Below are 20,200 nucleotides of genomic sequence, written 5' to 3' on the forward strand. Positions count from 1 at the left end.
CGCCGGGATCGGCGGTCGGCGCTGGTGGGCTTTGGCGTGTGCGAGCGCATCCGCGGCTCCGGTCGACTCACTGGCACCGCACGCCTCAATACACAAGCACCGCCGCGCACACCGCCACCGCCACCGTGCACAGCACCGCCGTCGTGGCGAGGCGAGGAGAAAGGGCCGGGGGTGTGGTGTCGGTCGTGAGGGTGTGGATTCGGTTGTGGGCCACTGCCAGGAAGGACAGCCAGAGGGTGCAGCACAGGGCGCAGATGATGACCCCCTCCGGGCGGACTCCGCCGTGAAGGGAGGCCTTCACGGCGAGTACCGCGGCGACCGTGCTCGACAGGGTGGTGCGGCGCCAGGCCAGTCGGGTGCGTTCGGGTTGCAGGCCCGGGTCGCGGTCCGGGGCCGGAGGCCTGGTCATCCTTCCCAGCCGGCGAGTACTACGACGACCATCACCACGGCCACCACCGCGACGGCGATGCTCAGCAGCGCCGGGAAACGCGACACCGGCAGATCCTCGCCCCGGCGCATCGCCCGCTCGCAGCGCACCCAGTGGTTGACCGCGCGCAGTGAGCACAGGACGCCCGCCGCGAGCAGCGCGAGGGCGAGGCCGACCCGCCAGGCCCAGCGCAGATCGGGCAGGAACTGGTCGACCGCGAAACCCCCGCCGATCAGCGCGAGCGCGGTGCGCAGCCAGGCCAGGAAGGTGCGCTCGTTGGCCAGCGAGAACCGGTAGTCGGGTGTGCCGCCCTCCTCGCGGATCTCCTGGGGCGCGAACCACAGGCGGACGTTCCGTGCGAATTCGATCACGGGCAGGACCCTATCCGGCCCGTCCGGCCGATTCCTCCCGGTACCCCTTGAGCTTCTCGTAGGCCGCCAGCCCGTCCGGCACCCACTCCCACTCGTCCAGTCGCCGTACGATCTCCCCCTCCTCCAGGAAGGCGTGCCAGGCGACCTCCTCCACCTGCGGGCTGACCGGAAGCTCGCAGCGCACCTCGTACACCGCCGACCACCAGGTCCGCCCGCCGCCGTCGTCGTACAGGAACTTGAAGAGGAAGCCTGGGTGCGGCAGCCCGGAGACGCCCAGTTCCTCCTGGGCCTCGCGCAGCGCCGCCTCGTCGTAGGACTCGCCCGCGCCGACCACCCCGCCGACGAACATGTCGTAGAGGGACGGGAAGACCAGCTTCGTGGGCGTGCGGCGGTGGACGAAGATACGGCCCTGCGCGTCCCGTGCCTGGATGAAGACCGCTCGGTGGCGCAGGCCCCGCGCGTACGCCTCGCCGCGTGGGGCCTGGCCGGTGACCTGGTCGTGCTCGTCGACGATGTCGAGGAGTTCGTCTGCTGCGCTCATGTCCCCATCCAAACAGGGGCCGGGCCGTCGGTGTCGGTCAGTGCGGCTGGAGGTCCAGGGCCTGCCGCGGCTTCGTGATGCCGCGCGGCATCGCGGGGTGCATCCCGAGCAGCAGGATGCCGACGACGATCCCGGCGAGGCCCACCGCCTCCCAGGCCAGCGCCCCGGTGTCGGTGCGCAGCCGGTCGCCCAGGAAGCCCACCCCGCAGATGATCCCGGCCAGCGGCTGGGCCGCGGTGAGAGCGGGCAGGGACATGCGCAGGGGAGCGGTCTCGAACGCGCTCTGCACGAGGATCAGGCCGGTCACCCCGAGCGCGAGCACACCGTACGGCTGCCATCCGGTGACGAGTTCGGTGAGGCCGCCCTCGGTGAAGCGCTGGCCGCTGACCCGGGTCAGCGCGTCCTGCACGCCGTAGAGGAGCCCGGCGGCCAGGGCCAGCAGGACCGGGCCCGAGCTGAGCCGGGACCGCTTGGCGTATGTCGTGAGGAGCAGGGCCAGGCCCACCATCGCGCCGATGATCAGCCAGTGGCGGAAGGGGTCCGAGACCGCCGTCCCGCTGCGCGGCTCGCCCGCGACGATGAAGGTCGTGACGCCGCCGGCGAGCAGCGCGAGGCCCGCCCAGCCCTGACGGCCCAGGGGCTGTCTGGTCTGCTTGCGGGAGAGGGCGAGTGCGAAGAGCAGGTTCGTCGCGAGCAGCGGCTCGACCAGGGAGACCTCGCCGCGGCTGAGCGCTATTGCGCCGAGCACCATGCCCGCGACCATCAGACCGATACCGCCGAGCCAGCGCGGCACCCGCATCAGGTCGAGGAGGAGCCGCGGCGAGAGGAAGTCGCTCAGGGGTGCCTGCTGGGCCACGTTCTGCTGGAGCACGAACCCGAAGCCGAGGCAACAGGCCGCGCTCACCGAGAGCATCAGAACCAGAACCGACACGCTGCGTACCTCGATCGTTGGGCCGGGCTACGGGATGCGTTTGGGCGACTGTAGCGCCCCGGGGTCCGGCGTGCCCCTGGAAGTTCCCGGATACGGGACCGTGCTGCCATGGTCCGCTGCCGAGCGCCCGAGCGCCATGGCGTACGCCACAACGGTGACCCGCGAACGCTTGGGAGCGTACCGTCCCGGGTAGGTGGTCGGGCCACAAGTGCCGCACACGTAACGGCAGTTGACAGGTGTAACGGTGGTGCGGCCCTTGACGTGAAGTATTGGCGGAGGGTTTGCTGTGCGTGATCGGCCGATAGCGCGCCGATGTCCCGCAGCGTCGCGTGAGGATCGTGAGGAATACCCGGGTGTCCCCACCCCCGCCACCCCTCGGACGCCGTCACAAGCGTGCGTCCCAGGCCTTCGACGCCGCGCTCGACGACGACCAACTCGTCGCAGCCCGCGCCGCGTTGGCCCAGGGCCGCTGGCAGGTGGCGCGCGGACTGCTCGCCCGGACGGGCAACGACTGGGACCTCCGTGCCCACCGGGTCACCGTTCTCGCCCTGGAGTCCTACGCCGCCGCCTGGTCCCGCGACTGGCTGCTCGCCGAGCCCGAGTCCGGTGACGCCTCCGTCCTGCTCGCCGTGGCCCAGGTCCAGCGGGTGCTGGCGGGCAAGGAGAAACCGGCCCGCGCCCGCGACGCCTGCCGCGCGGCGGCGGCCCGGGTGCCCGCCGATCCGACGCCGTGGCTCGGGCTGCTGCTCCTGGAGCACGGCGTCGGCGCCGACGAGGAGGTGGTCCGGCTCTTCGACGAGGTCCGTCACCGGCACGCCGACCATCACCACGCCCACCATCTGATGGTGGCCCGGCTGGCGGAGCGCCGGGCCACCGCCGGTCTCGATCCGCTGCACGAGGTCTACGACTTCGCCTACTGGGCCGCCGAACAGGCCCCCGCCGACTCCCCGCTCGCCATCCTGCCGGTGATCGCCCACGCCGAGCGCTACCGCGTGCTGGCCGCCGCCGGTCTGGAACCCGCGGATCCGGCCGCCTCCGGGCACTGGTCGGGGCGCCGGGCCCGGCAGGTCATGAAGGCCGCCTTCGACTGGTGGCTGGAATGGGAGCACGAAGGGCATCCGCGCCGCCTGGTCGACCTCAACTTCCTCGCCCACGCCAAGTGCTGCGAGGGCCGCAGCGCCGAGGCCGCCGCCCTGTTCCACCGCATCGGGGAGCATCCGACCCCGGCCCCGTGGTCCTACCCCGACCGCGACCCGCTCACCGCCTTCCGTGCCGCACGCGCCACCGCGCTCGGGACGTCGTAACGCCCCCGTAGCGACCCCTCAGCGATCCCCTAGTGACTCCGAAAGGACGTTCCCGCCATGACGACGGGCAGTTCCAGCACGAGCAGCGCCACCGCCGACGGCGGCGGCAGCGGTATCAGCACGTTCAGAGGGCAGGAACGCGCCCTGCGCGCCGACCGCCTCGGCACCGGAGGACTGCTGCTCTCCGTGCTCGCGGCGACCGCGCCCCTCATGGTGGTCGCGGGTGTCATGCCCACCACATTCGCGGTGATGGGTATCGAGGGGCAGCCGCTCCTCTTCGTCCTCCTCGGCGTCGTCCTGATCCTCTTCAGCGTCGGCTACGCCGAGATGAGCCGACACGTCCACAACGCGGGCGCCTTCTACGCGTACATCTCCCGCGGCCTCGGCGGCACCGCCGGCGCGAGCGCGGCCCTGGTGGCGCTCGTCGCGTACAACGCCCTCCAGTTCGCCATCTACGGCATCTTCGGCTTCGAGGTCTCCGGGCTGTTCTCCACCTATGCCCACCTCCAAGTGGCCTGGTGGATACCGGCGTTGGTGGGCGTGCTCGTCGTCGGCACGCTCGGCTGGCTGAAGATCGACGTCAACGCGCGCGTGCTCGGCGTCCTGCTGGTCATCGAGGTCGCCCTCGTCGTCATCTTCGACATCGCGGCCGTCGCCGACCCGGCCAAGGAGGGCCTGTCCCTGCACGCCTTCAACCCGGACACCCTCAGCGGCGCCGGGATCGGCACCGCCCTCTGCTTCTGCATCGCCGCCTTCCTCGGCTTCGAACAGGCCCCGGTGTACGCGGAGGAGACCAGCCAGCCGCACATCCTGGTGCCGCGCGTGATGTACCTGGCCGTCGGCGGCGTCGCCGTCTTCTTCGCGCTGAGCTGCTGGGCGCTCACCGTCGCGACGGGGCCCTCCCAGATCGTCGGTGTCTCCCAGAAGCAGAGCGCCGGCCTGCTCTTCTACCTCACCGAGTCCCGGCTCGGCGGCACCTTCACCGACGTGCTGCACGTCCTGTTCGTCACCGGCATGTTCGCGGCCATGCTCAGCTTCCACAACGTCGTCGCCCGGTACGCCTTCGCCATGGGCCGTGAGGGTCTGCTGCCGTCCGCCTTCGGCCGTACGACGGGCTCCAGCGGCGCCCCCGGCACCGGCTCGCTCCTACAGACCGCCGTGTCCGCCGTGACCGTGATCGCCTTCGCGATCGCCGACGACAAGCCCACCGGCGACCCCACCGAACCGGTCCTCCACCTGTTCACCTGGTTCGGCAACATCGGCGCCCTCGGTGTGATCGTGCTGATGGCCGCCGCCTCGCTCTCGGTGATCGTCTTCTTCGCCCGCCGCGGCGCCGCCGGTGCCCAGGCCTGGCGGCTGGTCGCCGCCGGGCTGGCCGGTGTCGCGCTCGTCGTCATCGCCGTCTACACGGTCAAGGACTTCGACGTCCTGGTCGGCGCCGGCCCGAACTCCTCCCTCAGCTGGATCCTGCCCGGCATCATCGGCCTCGCCCTGCTGGTCGGTCTGGCCCAGGGGCTGCTCCTGCGCTCCCGCAACCCCGAGGCGCATGCCCGGATCGGTCTCGGCAACGAGGCGTTCCAGCTCGACAAGGCGGCGACGGAGGCGTCGTAGGAACGGGTCGTCGAAACTCTGGTCGCTGAGAAGCACGTAAGAAGTGGTTACGGAAGTCTGACGGGTATCCGCGATCCCTGGCCGTGCCGGGGTCGCGGGTGTTCGAATGAATGCGTGAACCCTGAACAACCCGAGCCCGAGGGGACAGAGAAGGCGGAGGGCCGGCCGCTCGGCCGCCGTGTCCTGCTCGGCACCCTCGGCCTGGGCGCCCTCGGCGTCATCACCGCGCCCGCCGTGCAGAAAGGCATGGAGGGGTTCCTCGGCGCCATGTCCGGCAAGGACCCCACGGGGCTGACCGGACTGCTCCCGAACGGCGGCGGCTTCCGCTACTACTCCGTCACCGGGTCCGTGCCGCGCAAGAACGCCCAGAACTACCGGCTCACCGTCGACGGCCTGGTCGACAAACCGGCGTCCTACACCCTGGCCGACCTACGGGCCCTGCCGCAGACCAGGCTGGTCAAGGACGTCCAGTGCGTCACCGGCTGGCGGGTCCCCGGGACGCCCTTCGAGGGAGTGCGGCTGTCCCGGCTCCTGGACGCCGCGGGAGTGCGCGCCAAGGCCGGGGCGGTCCGCTTCACCTGCTTCGACGGCGCCTACACGGAGAGCCTCACCCTCGACCAGGCGCGGCGCTCCGACATCCTGGTCGCACTGCGCATGCAGGACAAGGACCTGGGCCATGACCACGGCGGCCCGGTCCGCCTCTACGTCGCCCCCATGTACTTCTACAAGTCCGCGAAGTGGCTCTCCGGCATCACCGTCACCGAGGACGTGAAGCCCGGATACTGGGAGGACCGGGGCTACGACGTCGACGCCTGGGTCGGCAAGTCGAACGGACGCGACGATGACCCTACGAGCTGACACCCCCGCCCCGCGCACGGAACCGTCGGCCCGCGTCCGCCGCTTCGGCCGCACCGAGCGCTGGGTGCACCGGACCACGGCCGCGCTGATGGGCATCTGCGTGGCCACCGCGGCCTGCCTCTACATCCCGCAGTTCGCAGAACTCGTCGGCCGCCGCGAACTCGTCGTCCGTATCCACGAGTTGGCCGGCGTCGCGCTGCCCGTGCCCGTCCTGATCGGCCTCGTCAACCGCGGCTTCCGCGTCAACCTCGGCTTCCTCAACCGCTTCGGCCCGCACGACCGCGTCTGGCTGCGCGGCGCGCTGCTGCGCGACAAACGCCGATCGGCCCGCCCCGCGGGCAAGTTCAACGCCGGCCAGAAGATCTACGCCAACTGGATCGCCGGCGCCACCCTGGTCATGCTCGGCACGGGCCTGATGATGTGGTTCAGCCACCTCACCCCGATCATGTGGCGCACCAGCGCGACCTTCGTCCACGACTGGCTCGCCCTGACGATCGGCATCGTCCTCGGCGGCCACATCGGCATGGCCCTGGGCGATCCGGAGGCACGGGAGGGATTGCGCACGGGGTCGGTGCGCAGGGAGTGGGCGAAACGGGAGCATCCGTTGTGGAAGCCGTAGGGGCGTAGGGATCTTCGGGACTGTTTGATTCTCGGCGGACCCAACTGCTCCGGCGGACGAGGGCGTTGCTGTGTGAGTGGGCCGTAACCAGTGGGCCACGGCGGGGAGTTCCCGGCGGCGGGGGACGTAGGTCCTTGTGTCCGGCGGCGCGCGGAACCCCCGGCCGGGGACGCGGGGCGAGGTTGCCGCTTCTCGGCCTTGGCCGGGCGGTCGGCCGCCCGGGACGTCAGCGCACCCTCGCCAACCGACCTACACCTGGCGGCTGCTGACCGACGGCCGCGCCGGCGCCCTGCCCGAGGGATTGGCCGACCTCAACTGACCTGAGGGGACCACGACTTGGGCCGCGAAGCCGCCCTGTACGTGTGGGAAGCGGGCCGCGCTGCCGAGATGCCGGGTGGCCCAGCGGCACCGGTTCCTTGAGGTGGAAGTCGCCGACGCCGCCGTGGCGCCAGAAGTGGAAGTCGGAGCCGGGGCCGGGCTCCGGGGTCATCAACTCCTCGACGCGCAGGACGTCCTGACCCCGGATCACACAACCCAGCGTGCCCGGCACCGTGGTCCCCTTCACAGCACGCTCGTCATACCGCCGTCGACGTACAGCGCACCTGACCGCTCACGAAGTCCGCTGTCCCGGCGGTGACCGACGGGCCGTCAGTGACGTCGAAGGCGGCCTTGGTGAGCCGGTCGCCGTCACGTCTGTTGCGTCGTACCCCTAGATGATCAGCGAGAGGAGGAGGACCAGTCCGCCCGCGACCACCGAGATGATCGTCTCCATGACGGACCAGGTCTTGAGGGTCTCGCCGACGCTGAGGCCGAAGTACTCCTTCACCAGCCAGAATCCGGCGTCGTTGACATGGCTGAAGAAGACCGAGCCCGCGCCGATCGCCAGCACCAGGAGGGCGGTGTGGGTCGTCGACATGTCGGCGGCCAGCGGGGCGACCAGACCGGCCGCCGAGATGGTGGCGACCGTGGCCGAACCGGTCGCCAGCCGGATCGCCACCGCGATCAGCCAGGCCAGCAGCAGCGCCGGGATCGACCAGTCCTTGGAGATGTCCAGGATCATCTGGCCGACGCCGGAGTCGATCAGCGTCTGCTTGAAGCCGCCGCCCGCGCCGACGATGAGCAGGATGCCCGCGATCGGCATCAGGCCCTTCTCGACGGTCGTGGAGAGACGTTCCTTGGTGAACCCGGCCGGACGGCCCAGCGTGAACATGCCCACGACGACGGCCGCGAGGAGCGCGATCAGCGGGGAGCCGATGACGTCGAAGACGCGCTGCACGGTGTGCTCGGGGTCGTCGATGACGACGTCGACCAGGGCCTTGGAGAGCATCAGCACGACCGGCAGCAGGATCGTGGCGAGGGTCGCGCCGAAGCCGGGACGGTTCTCCAGCTCCTCGGAGGGACGCTCCGGGAGCATGCGGTCCGGCGCCTGGACGTCCACCCAGCGGGCGGCGACCTTCGAGAACAGCGGACCGGCGATGATCACGGTCGGGATCGCGACCAGCACACCGAGCGCGAGGGTCAGCCCGAGGTTGGCCTTGACCGCGTCGACCGCGACCAGCGGCCCGGGGTGCGGCGGAATGAGGCCGTGCATGACCGACAGACCCGCCAGCGCGGGGATGCCGATGCGCATCAGCGAGTAGTTGCCGCGCTTGGCGACCATCAGCACGACCGGGATCAGCAGCACGATGCCGACCTCGAAGAACAGCGGCAGCCCGATCACCGAGGCGATCAGGACCATCGCCCACGGCATCGACCGGGGGCCGGCCTTCGCGAGGATCGTGTCGACGATCTGGTCCGCGCCGCCCGAGTCGGCGAGCAGCTTGCCGAGGATCGCGCCCAGCGCGATCAGCACGCCCACCCCGGCGACCGTGGAGCCGAGTCCGGTGGTGAAGCTGGTGATGGTCTTGTCCAGCGGCGCCCCGGCGAACGCGCCGAGCGCGAGCGAGCCGATGGTCAGCGCCAGGAAGGCGTGCATCTTGAACTTGGTGATGAGCAGGACGATGACGGCGATGCCCGCCAGTACGGCGATGCCCAACTGCGCGTGGCCGGCCGAGGTGATGGGCTCGACGGGGTCCGCTGCCAGCATCTCGACGCTGAGTCTGGTCACAGTGGATTCCTTGCGGATTCGGGGTGGGGTGGGGTGAGAGGTGCTACAGGGTCGGTTCGGGAACCTGTTCCAGCGCTGCTGTCGCCCGCTCGGCGATCTGCTCCGGGCTGCCCGTGATGTCGACGGCGACCCCCGCCTCGTCCGCCTCCAGCGGCTGGAGCGTGGCGAACTGGGAGTCGAGCAGCGCGGTCGGCATGAAGTGCCCGTGCCGGTGCGCCATCCGGTCCTCGATCAGCGAGCGGTCGCCGGTCAGATGCACGAAGACGACACCGGGGGCGGCGGCCCGCAGCCGGTCCCGGTAGGACCGCTTCAGCGCCGAGCTGCTGACCACTCCGCCGAGCCCCGCGCGTCCGTGCGCCCAGGAGCCGATGGCGTCCAGCCACGGCCACCGGTCGTCGTCCGTCAGCGGGTGTCCGGCCGACATCTTGGCGATGTTGGCCTGCGGGTGGAAGTCGTCGCCCTCGGCGTAGGGAACGCCGAGCCGGGCCGCGAGCAGGGGACCGATGGTGGTCTTCCCGGTGCCCGCTACGCCCATGACCACGACGACATGGGGGGTGCGCATCGCTGCCTCGCTGTCCTGTCTCCGTCGGCACCGAATGCCGACCGACCGACTGATGTGAACCCACTGAAACCGATTAGGTACGACGAATTCAAGAGTCTGTGACTTATAAGTCTGACTTTTTGGTTCCGTGACCCGCCCCGTACTCTGAGTGCATGACCACTCCGGGCCGCGGGTTGCACGGCCGCGTACTCGACTCCCTCGGCCCCGACATCACCGCGGGCCAGTACCCGCCGGGCAGTGTCCTGCGTACGGACGAACTGGCCAAGGACTTCGAGGTGTCGCGTTCCGTGATGCGCGAGGCGGTCCGCGTGCTCGAATCCATGCACCTGGTCGAGTCCCGCCGCCGGGTGGGCGTGACGGTGCGGCCCAAGGCCGAGTGGAACGTCTACGACCCGCAGGTCATCCGCTGGCGCCTGGCCGGCGCCGACCGTCCGCAGCAACTGCGCTCACTCACCGTGCTGCGCTCCGCCGTCGAGCCGATCGCGGCGGGCCTCGCGGCCAAGTTCGCCACAGCGGAGCAGTGCGCGGAACTCACCGAGTGCGCGATCGGCATGGTGGCCAACTCCCGCGGCCACAGGCTGGAGGGCTACCTCGTCCACGACGTGGCCTTCCACCGGGTGATCCTGGCCGCCTCCGGCAACGAGATGTTCGCCCGCCTCGGCGACGTCGTCACCGAGGTCCTGGCCGGCCGCACGCATCACGAGGTCATGTTCGAGGACCCCGACCCGGCCGCCGTGACCCTGCACGTCCAGGTCGCGGAGGCGGTCCGCGAGGGCGACGCCGTCCGCGCGGAGGCCCTGACCCGCGAGATCACGGTCGGCGCCCTCCAGGAACTGGACATCCTGGCCCCGTAGCCCTTCTAGTCCAAGAACTCCCCGTCGAGATACACCCACGCCCCGTCGACCCGCTCGAACCGGCTCCGCTCATGGATCGACCCACCCCGGTACGACGCCCGGAACGTCACGGTCCCCGCCGAGTGGAACGCCGACCCGCCCCCCGTCTCCAGAATCTCCAGCCCCGTCCACCGCATCCCCGGGTCGAGCTCCAGCGGTTCGGCGGGCCGCGTCCGCGGGTGCCAGGTGCGCAGCAGATACGGCGCGTCCAGCCGCACGAAGGCGGAGTAGCGCGAGCGCATCAACGCCTCGGCGGTGGGGGCGGCGGCGGTGCCGGAGTGGTAGCGGCCGCAGCAGGTGTCGTAGGGGGTGAGGAGGCCACAGGGGCAGGGGGTGGGTCGGGACATGGGGACCATTGTGCCGGGGTTACGTTCGCGGGCGCTCGGGGGTGACGCGGAGCGGCAGCCGGACATAGTCGTCCTCGGGCAGTTTCGTCTCCTTGTCACGCGTGAGAGCCGCGCAGGCCAGGAGAGGCAGCGGCTCGCCGCCAGGAGGGTCAGGGTCCTCGTGCGCGGGCGCCGCACCGACGAACTGGACGAGGAGCGCGCCGGTGACCCGGGTCCCGATCTGCTTCACGAAGTTCGCCGGGAGCGTCCACTCGACTCCCTGGTGAAGGTCCCCGGCGGGACTGCGGTGCACCCTCTTGACGTACCACTCCTCGTCCCGCATCTGGGGCGCGCTGCGCGCCCTCATGTGGGCCGCGGCGGACGTGATCGCGTTGAGCTCGGGAAAGCCGACCAGGTCCGCCGTGAGCTTGCCGGCGGCCTCCAGAACGGGACCGGCCGCCCGCATGTCCCTGGCCAGTGTGGCCCGCCACGCCCGCTCGTCCGCCACCGGTGGCAGGTGGTACACGATGGCCTGGACGTCCTTCACCCGCCAGCCGCCCACGGCGGGGAACAGCAGCGTGACCTTCACCTGCGGCGCGTCCCCCGTGTACCCCAGCGTCCAGACGTAGAGGTACCCCGTGAAAGGGGCCGCCTTGTCCGATCCCGTGGCGAAGATCCGCTCCAGCGGGATGGACTGCGGCTCCGTCTCCCCGTAGACCTCCAGCCACTCACCCGTCCCCGCGCACCCCCGGCTCCATGCGGCTGCCATGACCTCACCCCCGTGAAGTCACTTGATACTCCGTCAGTTCCACCCTCGCAACGGAACCGACGACTCAGACCGCGATCCCCGTCTCGGCCGAAGGCATCGGCGGCAACCGAGTCCCGAACACCCACGCGTCGAAGAGCTGGTCCAACGGCTCGGAGGTGAACCGGGACGCGTGGGACGTGAACGTCGTCGTGGTGACCGTGCCGTTGCGGTGCAGGCTTGCCCAGCTGCGGAGCATGCGGAAGAAGGCGATGTCGCCCAGCGCGCAGCGGATCGCGTGGACGGTGACTCCGCCGCGTTCGTAGAGGCGGTCGTCGAACATCGACTTGCGGCCGGGGTCGGCGAGGCGCAGGTCCTGGGGGAGTGTCGAGAGCAACCGGTGTGCGGCGGCGGCGTGTTGGTGGGCGGTGCGGCCGCCGGAGCGCTCGGACCACAGCCATTCCGCGTACTTGGCGAAGCCCTCGTTCAGCCAGATGTGCCGCCAGTCGGCGATGGACACGCTGTTGCCGAACCACTGGTGAGCCAGCTCGTGCGCGACGAGCCGCTCCGAACCCCGGGCCCCGTCAACGTGGTTGGCGCCGAACAGCGACAACCCCTGTGCCTCGACGGGGACATCGAGTTCCTCCTCCGTCACCACGACCGCGTACTCGTCGAAGGGGTACGGGCCGAACAGCTCCTGGAAGAGTTCCATCATCGCGGGCTGGCGGGCGAAGTCCCTTGAGAACTCGGGGAGTAGCTCGGCGGGGAGGTGCCCGTGCTGCGGGACACCGCCCAGGCCCGGGTCGCCCAGCAGCACCGTCTGGTACTTCCCGATCGACAGCCCGACCAGGTAACTCGACGTCGGCGCCGACTGTTCGTACACCCAAGTCGTCGTCGAGGCCTTCGTCGTGCGCGTCAGCAGCCTGCCGCCCGCCACCACCGCGTACGCCGACGGTGTGGTGATCGAGATCTGGTACGAGGCCTTGTCGGCGGGGCGGTCGTTGCACGGGTACCAGGACGGTGCCCCGATCGGCTGGCTCGCCACGAGCGCGCCGTCGGTCAGCTCCTCCCAGCCGAGGCCGCCCCAGGGGCTGGCGACCGGCTTGGGGTTGCCCGACCAGTGCACCTCGACGGTGAACGCGGCCCCGGCCCGCAGCGGCTTCGCGGGCCGGACGCGCAGCCGGCCGCCGCGGTGCGTGTAGTGCGGCTGGCGGCCGTCCACCCGGAGCCGACCGATCTTGAAGTCGCCCAGGTTGAGCTGGAATTCGGGCATCGGCGCCCGGCCCGCTATCGCGTTGATACGGGCCGTGCCGGACAGGCGGTTGGGGCCGGGACGGTAGTCCAGCGCCAGCTCATAGCGGTGCACCCGGTAGCGGGCATCGCCGTTTGCCGGGAAATACGGGTCCTGCCCTGCCGCCTGCTGAACGGTCACTGCTGCGTCTGCTCCCTGCGCTGTGCTCGTATCTCGTACCCGTGCACCGCCTTCCGAAGCCGACGCCGCGCGACCCGTGTTCAGGGTCGCCATGACTCGATCGGATTGCCCAGCCAGCGGGTGTCGTCCGGGACGGACTCCGCCGCCATCACGAGCGATGCGGGGCCCAGAGTGGTGCGCGCCCCGACCTCGCTGCCGGGCAGGACGATTCCGCCAGGACCCAGCGTCGCGCCCTCACGGAGGACCACAGTATCCGTCCGCAAGATCCGGTCGTGGAAGAGGTGGGTCTGGAGCACACAGCCGCGGTTCACGGTCGCGGCGTCCTCCAGGGTCACCAGGTCCGTCTCGGGCAGCCAGTAGCTCTCCACCCAGACGCCCTTGCCGATGTGCGCGCCGAGCCCGCGCAGCCAGGCCGTCAGCACCGGAGTACCCGGGACCGAACCGGCCAGCCACGGCACCGCCACGACCTCGACGAAGGTGTCCGCCAGCTCGTTGCGCCACACATAACCGCTCCACAGCGGGTGCTCGGCACCGCGGTGCCGCCCCACGAGCGCCCACTTGGCGACGATCGACACCAGCCCGGCGAGAGCACCCACCGCCAGCAGCACCACGCCCGCCAGCAGCGGCGCCCACACACCCAGTGCACACAGCGCGGCCACCGTCAGCAGCGCCAGCGCGGCCGAGCAGAACACCGGTACGATCCGGCACAGCTCCACAAGGCCGCGCGCCCACAGCAGCCGGGCCGGCGGGTCGTACGTCCGGCTCTGGTCGCCGCCGCTCGTGCTGCGCGGCAGCTTCACCGGCGGCAGCCCCAGGTACGACGTGCCCTTCTTCGCCTTCTTCGGCGTCGCCGACAGCACCCCGACGAGCCCGCCGTCCGGCACGCTCCGCCCGGGCGCGGTCATCCCGGAGTTCCCGAGGAAGGCCCGCCGCCCGATCTCGGCCCTCCCGACACGCACCCAGCCGCCACCGAGTTCGTACGGCGCGGTCAAGGTGTCGTCCGCCAGGAAGGCACCCTCGCCGACGGTCGTCAGGCTCGGCAGCGCGAGCACCGTCGACACCTCGGCGCCCCGCCCGATCCGCATCCCGAGCAGCCGCAGCCACACCGGCGTGACAAGACCGGCGTACAGCGGGAACAGGGTCTCGCGGGAGAGGTCCATCAGTTGCGTGACGGTCCACGCCTGCCAGCCGATCCGGCTGTGTGTGGGGTGCGTACCCTCGCGCAGCCCGAGGCTGAGCAGCCGGACCCCGATCAGGATCAGCAGCGCGTACGTCAGCCCGAACGCGAGCGTCGCCGGGACCAGGGCCACGGACGCGCCCCGCAGCGCCTCGCCGAGACCGTCGCCCGGCGCCACGAACAGGCTCGTCACCAGCAGGGCGACCGCGCCGGCGACCACCGGCAGCATGGTCAGCGCGAAACCGGTGATGCCGTACATCACGCGCCAGTACGTGCCCCGCTGCGGGCGCTCCTTGGGCCAGTTGCGCTTGGCCTTGCCGAGCTTGACGGCGGGCGCGCCCGCCCAGCGCTGGCCGGTCGGGATCGTGCCGGTGACCGCCGAACCCGGCGCCACCTCGGCCCGCTTGCCCACCCGGGCACCGGGGAAGAGCATGCTGCGCGTGCCGACGACGGCGTGCGCGCCGACCTTGACCGGGCCGATCTCCAGACGGTCGCCGTCCAGCCAGTAGCCGGACAGGTCCACCTCGGACTCGACCGCGGCACCGCGGCCCAGCTTGAGCATGCCGGTGACCGGCGGGAGGGAGTGCAGGTCGACGTCCGGGCCGATCTTGGCGCCGAGGGCACGCGCGTACCGTTCCAGCCACGATCCGGTCAGTGAGGTCGCCCCGCTGAACTCGGCCAGCCGCTCCGCCGCCCACAGCCGCAGATGGACGCTGCCACCACGGTCGTAGCGTCCCGGCTTCACGCCTCGCAGCAGGAGGCGCGCACCGCCCGCGGCGATCGCGAGCCGGCCGGGCGGGCTGAAGAGGAGCAGCGCACCGGCGGCGACCAGCCACCAGGACGCGGTCGGCAGCCAGGCGTAGCCGTTCAGCACATTGCCGAGGGCGGCCAGTGCCACCGTCCAGCGGAGGCCGGCCAGGGTGAACAGGGGGACCAGCGCGAGGAGTTGGATCACCTTGGCGCGGGCCGGGACCGGCGCGATCACGCGCGCGGTGCCGTCGCCCTGCGCCGAGTCCTCCAGGTGCCGGGCCAGCTTGCGCAGGGTCGGCTGCTGGTAGATGTCGAGGACGGCCGCGCTCGGGTAACGGGTGCGCAGCCGGGTGGTGAGCTGAGCGGCGGCCAGGCTGCTGCCGCCGATCGCGAAGAAGTCGTCGGCCGCGCTGCTCACCGGGATGCCGAGCACCTCGGCCCACTGCTCGGCGAGCCAGGCCTCCGTGCCGTAGAGCTGCTCCTTCGCGCCACGGGTCTCCATGCCTTCGAGCGGCCACGGGAGCGCGTTGCGGTCCACCTTGCCGGAGGTGCGGGTCGGGAGGTCCTCGACCGGCGCGATCAACGGCACGAGGGCGGCGGGCAGTTCGGCCCGCAGCTTCTCGACGGCGGCGGCCTGGTCCCAGCCCTCCTGGGTGACGACGTAGCCGACGAGGAGCTGGTTGCCGCTGCGCGCGGTCCGCACGGCGGCAGCCGCACCCGCGACTCCGGGCAGCGCCTGGAGCGCCGCGTCGACCTCGCCCAGCTCGATCCGGCGTCCGCCGAGCTTGATCTGCTCGTCGGCCCGGCCGAGGAAGATCAGCCCCTCGGGCTCGGCCTTGACCAAGTCACCGCTGCGGTACGCCCGTTCCCAGCCCAGCGATTCGAGGGGCGCGTACTTCTCCGCGTCCTTCTCGGGGTCCAGATACCGGGCGAGCCCGACGCCACCGATCACCAACTGCCCGCTGCCGCCCATCGGGACGGGCACGCCGGCCTCGTCGACGACGGCCAACTCCCAGCCGTTCAGAGGGAGTCCGATACGGATCGGCTCGTCGCCGGTCATCAGGGAGGCACAGGCCACCACGGTCGCCTCGGTCGGCCCGTACGTGTTCCAGACCTCACGGCCCTCGGTGACCAGCCGCTGCACCAGCTCGGGCGGGCAGGCCTCACCGCCGAAGATCAGCAGGCGTACGTCGTTGAGCGCCTCCGGCTCCCACAGGGAGGCCAGGGTCGGCACGGTCGAGACGACGGTGATGTCCTGGTCCACCAGCCAGGGGCCGAGGTCGGCGCCGCTGCGGACCTGGGAGCGCGGCACGGGCACCAGGCAGGCGCCGTAGCGCCAGGCGAGCCACATCTCCTCGCAGGAGGCGTCGAACGCGACGGACAGTCCCGCCATGACCCTGTCACCCGGACCGATCGGGTCGTCGGTGAGGAACAGTGCCGCCTCGGCGTCCACGAGGGCCGCCGCGCTGCGGTGCGAGACGGCGACGCCCTTGGGCTTGCCGGTGGAGCCGGAGGTGAAGATGATCCACGCGTCCTGCTCGACACCGGGCCGGGCGGCCGGGGCCTCGCCCCGCCCGAGCACGGTCAGCGCGTGCTCGGCACCGATCACGGCCCGTACGTCGGCCTCGCCGAACACCAGCTCGGCCCGCTCGTCCGGGTCCTCGGCGTCCACGGGGACGTAGGCGGCGCCGGCGGCGAGGACGGCGAGGATCGCGATGTAGAGGTCGTTGGTCCCGGAGGGAACGCGCACACCGACCCGGTCGCCGAGGCCGACACCGGCCGCTGCGAGCGTCCGGCGCAGGGTCTCCACCTCGGTGGCCAGCGCACGGTAGGTGAGGGAGACGGTGCCGTCGTCCAGGGCGAGCTCGTCGGGATACGACCGCACCGACGCGTCGAAGATGTCGACGAGCGTGCGGGGCGAGGCGGCGGGTGCCGCGGAGAAACGTGCCGTATCGCCGAACTGGGTGCGGATCTCTTCGTCGAGCAGGCCGAGAGCACTGCTCTCGTGTATGGCTGCCATCGGTCCTCGCGTCTCAAGCCCGGTAACTTCCGGGGCGCTGGCGGGCCCGCAGGTCTGCCTGGGGTTGTCCAGCTCCAGCTCCGTTCCGTAACAAGCCGGAAATTTTAGTACGACGCTAGGCTCCGGGTCCGCCGACGGCCACTCGGGAGAGCCGAACGGGGGCGCTCCGTGAGCGTCCGGAAACGCTCTGACCTGGTGATCTTCGAACCGAAGGAGACATCCCCCACAAATGCGACGAGGGCCGCGACCTTGGTGGTCGCGGCTCGCCGAGGCGACCGAACTGGCTCAGGCTCACCGGTATGTCCTGGGCGGACTCGCCTTCCACGCCCGGTCCAGGGAGTCGTCCCAGTCGCCGTCCCGGTCGAAGCTCGCGGCCCGGCAGCCGCGGGACATGGGTGCCGCCGCGCTGTGGCGCCAGGCGGAGTCCCCGATCCGGGTGATGGCGTGGCCGCAGTGCCGGCAGGCCGCGTGCCCCGTCAGCTCGTCGTCCAGCCGCTCGAACTGCGCGGTGCGGTCCGCCACCTCCTCCCTGAGCCCCCGCAGCACATCCTCGGCAGTGGAGACCCCTGTCGAGTCGATGAGGTCGCGCACGAGCGCCGCGGCCTCGATCGCGATGTCGGCTCGCCGCGCTGCATCGGCCAGGCTCCGCGGACCATGGCTGCCGGGCGACTTGCGCGCCGTCCGCTCCGCCAGTTCGGCCGACGGGCGGCTCGACACCACCGACCGCTCCTTGCCGGCCTCCTGCTCCGCGACTCCGTCCCCCAGGCGTTTGCGGGCCACCTCGAAGGCCCACGCCTCGGTGGACGCCTTCTTGGAAACGTTGAAGTGGGTGCTGGTCGCCGACTCCATCACCGTGTGGAACTCCTCCATCAGCGCTCCCCAGTGGTAGCCGCCGGCGAAGTCCTCCGGGCACCAGCCGTAGTGACGTACGAGTTCGTCACGGACCCGATCGAAATGCCGCAGGCTCTTGCGCACCGGTCCGCGCGTCTCGATGCCGAGGCCGACGCGTTCCGCCCGCGCCAACATCTCCGGGTCCACGCCTTCCCACTTCATATGGCCGTCGCGTTCACAGGCGTAGTCGACCCAGGACCAGAACGCCTCGGCGTCCGCGACATCGGGTGCCTCGCGGTGATGGCGCGGGCAGAGGAGGGCGAAGTTGCGCACGTCGTTGGAACCGCCGAGCGACTCCGGGACCACATGGGCCCGCTCCACCGGCGCCTGCCAGCAGATCAGACAGATCGGCTCATCGAGACCGAGGTAGTCGGCGATGGCCCGGACCGGGGGCCTGGACCGGCGCGCGTCAGGACTCTCGTCCCGGTTGCGTACCGGCAGCTCGCGGTGGACCCCAGCAGGAAAGCGCGGATGATCTCCCGTGCGTCGGGGCTTGTCGCCGCGGCCATGGCATACGACCCGGGCCCGCGCCCCAGCCGGAGAAACAGAAAAACCCCAGATCAACTGGGGTTTCTGCTGGTGTCCGAGGGGGGACTTGAACCCCCACGCCCGATAAAGGGCACTAGCACCTCAAGCTAGCGCGTCTGCCATTCCGCCACCCGGACAAGGTGTGCGTCACGCGTGGTTTCCCCCGCGGCGACGAAGGAAACATTACCAGGCTTCCAGGGGTGGCCGATCACCCCCTGTTCCCACCCTCGTCCCGCGTGAACGGCGTGTGACGGGCCGGGTCCGGCCTTGGGCGCGGGCCCTGGGAGAGGGAGGATGAGGGAGGACCACCAGCAGTGACAGTGGGAGGAAGCAGCGTGAGCGACACGGACACGGCCAAGGGCGTCACCGGCGAGGACGAGGTCGTGGACCTCTGCCGCGAGCTGATCCGGATCGACACCAGCAACTACGGCGACCACTCGGGACCGGGTGAGCGCAAGGCGGCCGAGTACGTCGCCGGGCAGCTCGCCGAGGTGGGCCTCGAACCGAAGATCTTCGAGTCGCACCCGGGACGCGCCTCCACGGTGGCCCGGATCGAGGGCACGGACCCCTCCCGGCCCGCGCTCCTCATCCACGGCCACCTGGACGTCGTACCGGCGAACGCGGCCGACTGGACACACCACCCCTTCTCCGGCGAGGTCGCCGACGGGTGCGTGTGGGGGCGCGGCGCCGTCGACATGAAGGACATGGACGCGATGACCCTGGCCGTCGTCCGCGACCGGCTGCGCAGCGGGCGCAGGCCTCCGCGCGACATCGTGGTCGCCTTCCTCGCGGACGAGGAGGCGGGTGGCACGTACGGGGCGCGGCACCTCGTCGACAACCACCCGGAGCTGTTCGAGGGCGTCACCGAGGGCATCAGTGAGGTCGGCGGTTTCTCGTTCACGGTGAGCGAGGAGCGGCGGCTCTATCTGATCCAGACGGCCGAGAAGGGCATGCACTGGATGAAGCTGACCGTGGCCGGGACGGCGGGGCACGGGTCGATGATCCACCGGGACAACGCGATCACCGAGCTGTCCGAGGCCGTCGCCCGGGTGGGCCGGCACACGTTCCCGGTGCGGGTCACCAAGACGACCCGGGCCTTCCTCGACGAACTCGGCGACGCGCTCGGTACCCCGCTCGATCCGGAGGACATGGAGTCGACCCTCAAGCGGCTCGGCGGCATCGCCAAGCTCATCGGTGCCACGCTCAGCAACACCGCCAACCCGACGCAGCTCAACGCCGGTTACAAGGTCAACGTCATCCCCGGCGAGGCCACCGCGAACATCGACGGGCGGTTCCTGCCGGGCCACGAGGAGGAGTTCCTCGCGGACCTCGACCGCATCCTCGGCCCGAAGGTGAAGCGCGAGGACGTGCACTCGGACAAGGCGCTGGAGACCTCCTTCGACGGCGCCCTGGTCGACGCCATGCAGTCCTCGCTGCTCGCCGAGGACCCGACCGCGAAGGCGATCCCGTACATGCTCTCCGGCGGTACGGACGCCAAGTCCTTCGACGACCTGGGCATCCGCGGCTTCGGCTTCGCACCGCTCAAGCTGCCGCCGGAGCTGGATTTCGCGGGCATGTTCCACGGCGTGGACGAGCGGGTGCCGGTGGAGGGGCTGAAGTTCGGGGTGCGGGTGCTGGACCGGTTCATCGACGCGTCCTGACGCCGTACGGCACGGGTTGACGCCGGTAATCGACCGCGTGTGCGGGGATTACTGGGAAGGGTGAATGTGCTCATAAGCTCGTAGCTCCATTACTCCCTCCTCGTTACAGGTGATGCGATCGGCAACACGAGATCGCTTTTGCCAACAAGGAGGAATAATGATCAAGAAGGTCGTCGCCGCTGCGGCTGCCACCGGTGGCCTGGTTCTCGCGGGAGCGGGCCTGGCCGTCGCCGACTCGGGTGCTCAGGGTGCCGCTGTGCACTCCCCGGGTGTCGTTTCCGGCAACGTCGTCCAGGTGCCCGTCCACGTCCCGGTGAACGTGTGCGGCAACACGATCTCGGTGATCGGCTTGCTGAACCCCGCCTTCGGCAACACCTGCATCAACAAGTGACGTCGGCCCTCTGAGGGGCGACCACATCCTCGGCCCCGGAGCGCGCGCCATGCGC

The 20,200-nt window shown here is 70.9% G+C and carries 18 protein-coding genes, 1 tRNA gene and 1 pseudogene; 7 read left to right on the forward strand and 13 right to left on the reverse strand.

The genetic code is table 11. From position 1 onward, the window contains the following. Nucleotides 1-85: 85 nt before the first annotated feature. The 4 genes from AB0M63_RS32280 to AB0M63_RS32295 are packed head-to-tail and all read right to left on the reverse strand — an operon-like array spanning nt 86 to nt 2,270. Nucleotides 86-409: a DUF202 domain-containing protein gene (locus AB0M63_RS32280; protein WP_366021891.1), complete on the reverse strand. Its 324-nt coding sequence runs from the start codon at nt 407-409 to the stop codon at nt 86-88. Then, nucleotides 406-798, reverse strand: a complete 393-nt coding sequence (locus AB0M63_RS32285) for a DUF202 domain-containing protein (protein ID WP_355906374.1) — start codon at nt 796-798, stop codon at nt 406-408. The genes AB0M63_RS32280 and AB0M63_RS32285 overlap by 4 nt, the downstream gene beginning before the upstream one ends. A 10-nt stretch (nt 799-808) precedes the next feature. After that, on the reverse strand, nt 809-1,339 hold the full coding sequence (locus AB0M63_RS32290; RefSeq protein WP_355906377.1) for an NUDIX domain-containing protein: 531 nt from the start codon (nt 1,337-1,339) through the stop codon (nt 809-811). A 37-nt stretch (nt 1,340-1,376) separates the two neighbouring features. Further along, nucleotides 1,377-2,270, reverse strand: coding sequence for a DMT family transporter (locus AB0M63_RS32295; RefSeq protein ID WP_355906380.1), 894 nt, complete (start codon nt 2,268-2,270; stop codon nt 1,377-1,379). 353 nt (nt 2,271-2,623) lie between these two features. Between AB0M63_RS32295 and AB0M63_RS32300 the strand changes: the two genes are divergently transcribed. From AB0M63_RS32300 to AB0M63_RS32315, 4 genes are all read left to right on the forward strand, one after another. Beyond that, on the forward strand, nt 2,624-3,574 hold the full coding sequence (locus tag AB0M63_RS32300; RefSeq protein ID WP_355906383.1) for a hypothetical protein: 951 nt from the start codon (nt 2,624-2,626) through the stop codon (nt 3,572-3,574). Nucleotides 3,575-3,631: 57 nt separating this feature from the next. Next, nucleotides 3,632-5,185, forward strand: coding sequence for an APC family permease (locus AB0M63_RS32305; protein WP_355906386.1), 1,554 nt, complete (start codon nt 3,632-3,634; stop codon nt 5,183-5,185). Nucleotides 5,186-5,299: 114 nt separating this feature from the next. Continuing rightward, nucleotides 5,300-6,043: a molybdopterin-dependent oxidoreductase gene (locus AB0M63_RS32310; protein WP_355906389.1), complete on the forward strand. Its 744-nt coding sequence runs from the start codon at nt 5,300-5,302 to the stop codon at nt 6,041-6,043. After that, on the forward strand, nt 6,027-6,662 hold the full coding sequence (locus tag AB0M63_RS32315; protein ID WP_366021892.1) for a cytochrome b/b6 domain-containing protein: 636 nt from the start codon (nt 6,027-6,029) through the stop codon (nt 6,660-6,662). The genes AB0M63_RS32310 and AB0M63_RS32315 overlap by 17 nt, the downstream gene beginning before the upstream one ends. A 291-nt stretch (nt 6,663-6,953) precedes the next feature. Here AB0M63_RS32315 and AB0M63_RS32320 read toward each other — a convergent pair. The 3 genes and pseudogenes from AB0M63_RS32320 to AB0M63_RS32330 all read right to left on the reverse strand — a co-directional run. Next, nucleotides 6,954-7,152: pseudogene (locus tag AB0M63_RS32320) on the reverse strand (L-idonate 5-dehydrogenase); the annotation flags it as partial. Between the two features lie 219 nt (nt 7,153-7,371). Next, a complete protein-coding gene (locus AB0M63_RS32325) occupies nt 7,372-8,769 on the reverse strand; it encodes a gluconate:H+ symporter (protein ID WP_355906395.1) in 1,398 nt (465 codons plus the stop codon). Between the two features lie 43 nt (nt 8,770-8,812). Continuing rightward, entirely contained in the window at nt 8,813-9,331 is a 519-nt protein-coding gene (locus AB0M63_RS32330; RefSeq protein WP_355906398.1) for a gluconokinase, read from the reverse strand. A gap of 152 nt (nt 9,332-9,483) precedes the next feature. Here AB0M63_RS32330 and AB0M63_RS32335 point away from each other — a divergent pair, with 152 nt between their 5' ends. Then, on the forward strand, nt 9,484-10,185 hold the full coding sequence (locus AB0M63_RS32335) for a FadR/GntR family transcriptional regulator (protein WP_355906401.1): 702 nt from the start codon (nt 9,484-9,486) through the stop codon (nt 10,183-10,185). Between the two features lie 5 nt (nt 10,186-10,190). Here AB0M63_RS32335 and AB0M63_RS32340 read toward each other — a convergent pair whose 3' ends face one another. The 6 genes from AB0M63_RS32340 to AB0M63_RS32365 all read right to left on the reverse strand — a co-directional run bounded on the left by AB0M63_RS32340 (nt 10,191) and on the right by AB0M63_RS32365 (nt 18,230). Continuing rightward, the gene (locus AB0M63_RS32340) at nt 10,191-10,571 is read right to left on the reverse strand and encodes a YchJ family metal-binding protein (RefSeq protein WP_355906404.1); all 381 of its coding nucleotides are present in this window, start codon (nt 10,569-10,571) and stop codon (nt 10,191-10,193) included. A 19-nt stretch (nt 10,572-10,590) separates the two neighbouring features. Continuing rightward, entirely contained in the window at nt 10,591-11,319 is a 729-nt protein-coding gene (locus AB0M63_RS32345; protein WP_355906407.1) for a hypothetical protein, read from the reverse strand. A gap of 64 nt (nt 11,320-11,383) precedes the next feature. Next, on the reverse strand, nt 11,384-12,727 hold the full coding sequence (locus AB0M63_RS32350; protein ID WP_355906410.1) for a M1 family metallopeptidase: 1,344 nt from the start codon (nt 12,725-12,727) through the stop codon (nt 11,384-11,386). Between the two features lie 80 nt (nt 12,728-12,807). Continuing rightward, nucleotides 12,808-16,674: a Pls/PosA family non-ribosomal peptide synthetase gene (locus AB0M63_RS32355; RefSeq protein ID WP_366021893.1), complete on the reverse strand. Its 3,867-nt coding sequence runs from the start codon at nt 16,672-16,674 to the stop codon at nt 12,808-12,810. A gap of 291 nt (nt 16,675-16,965) precedes the next feature. Continuing rightward, nucleotides 16,966-17,871, reverse strand: a complete 906-nt coding sequence (locus tag AB0M63_RS32360; RefSeq protein WP_366021894.1) for a hypothetical protein — start codon at nt 17,869-17,871, stop codon at nt 16,966-16,968. A gap of 271 nt (nt 17,872-18,142) precedes the next feature. Next, a tRNA-Leu gene (locus tag AB0M63_RS32365) sits at nt 18,143-18,230 on the reverse strand. A gap of 198 nt (nt 18,231-18,428) precedes the next feature. On the opposite strand from AB0M63_RS32365, the gene AB0M63_RS32370 reads away from it, so the two are divergent. Next, nucleotides 18,429-19,754, forward strand: a complete 1,326-nt coding sequence (locus AB0M63_RS32370; protein ID WP_355906419.1) for a M20/M25/M40 family metallo-hydrolase — start codon at nt 18,429-18,431, stop codon at nt 19,752-19,754. A gap of 157 nt (nt 19,755-19,911) precedes the next feature. Then, nucleotides 19,912-20,145 (forward strand): chaplin ChpH, encoded by a 234-nt coding sequence (chpH, locus tag AB0M63_RS32375; protein WP_329508865.1) that lies wholly within the window; start codon nt 19,912-19,914, stop codon nt 20,143-20,145. Nucleotides 20,146-20,200: the final 55 nt, after the last annotated feature.

It is taken from the genome of Streptomyces sp. NPDC051576 (assembly GCF_040681835.1).
GTDB lineage: Bacteria > Actinomycetota > Actinomycetes > Streptomycetales > Streptomycetaceae > Streptomyces.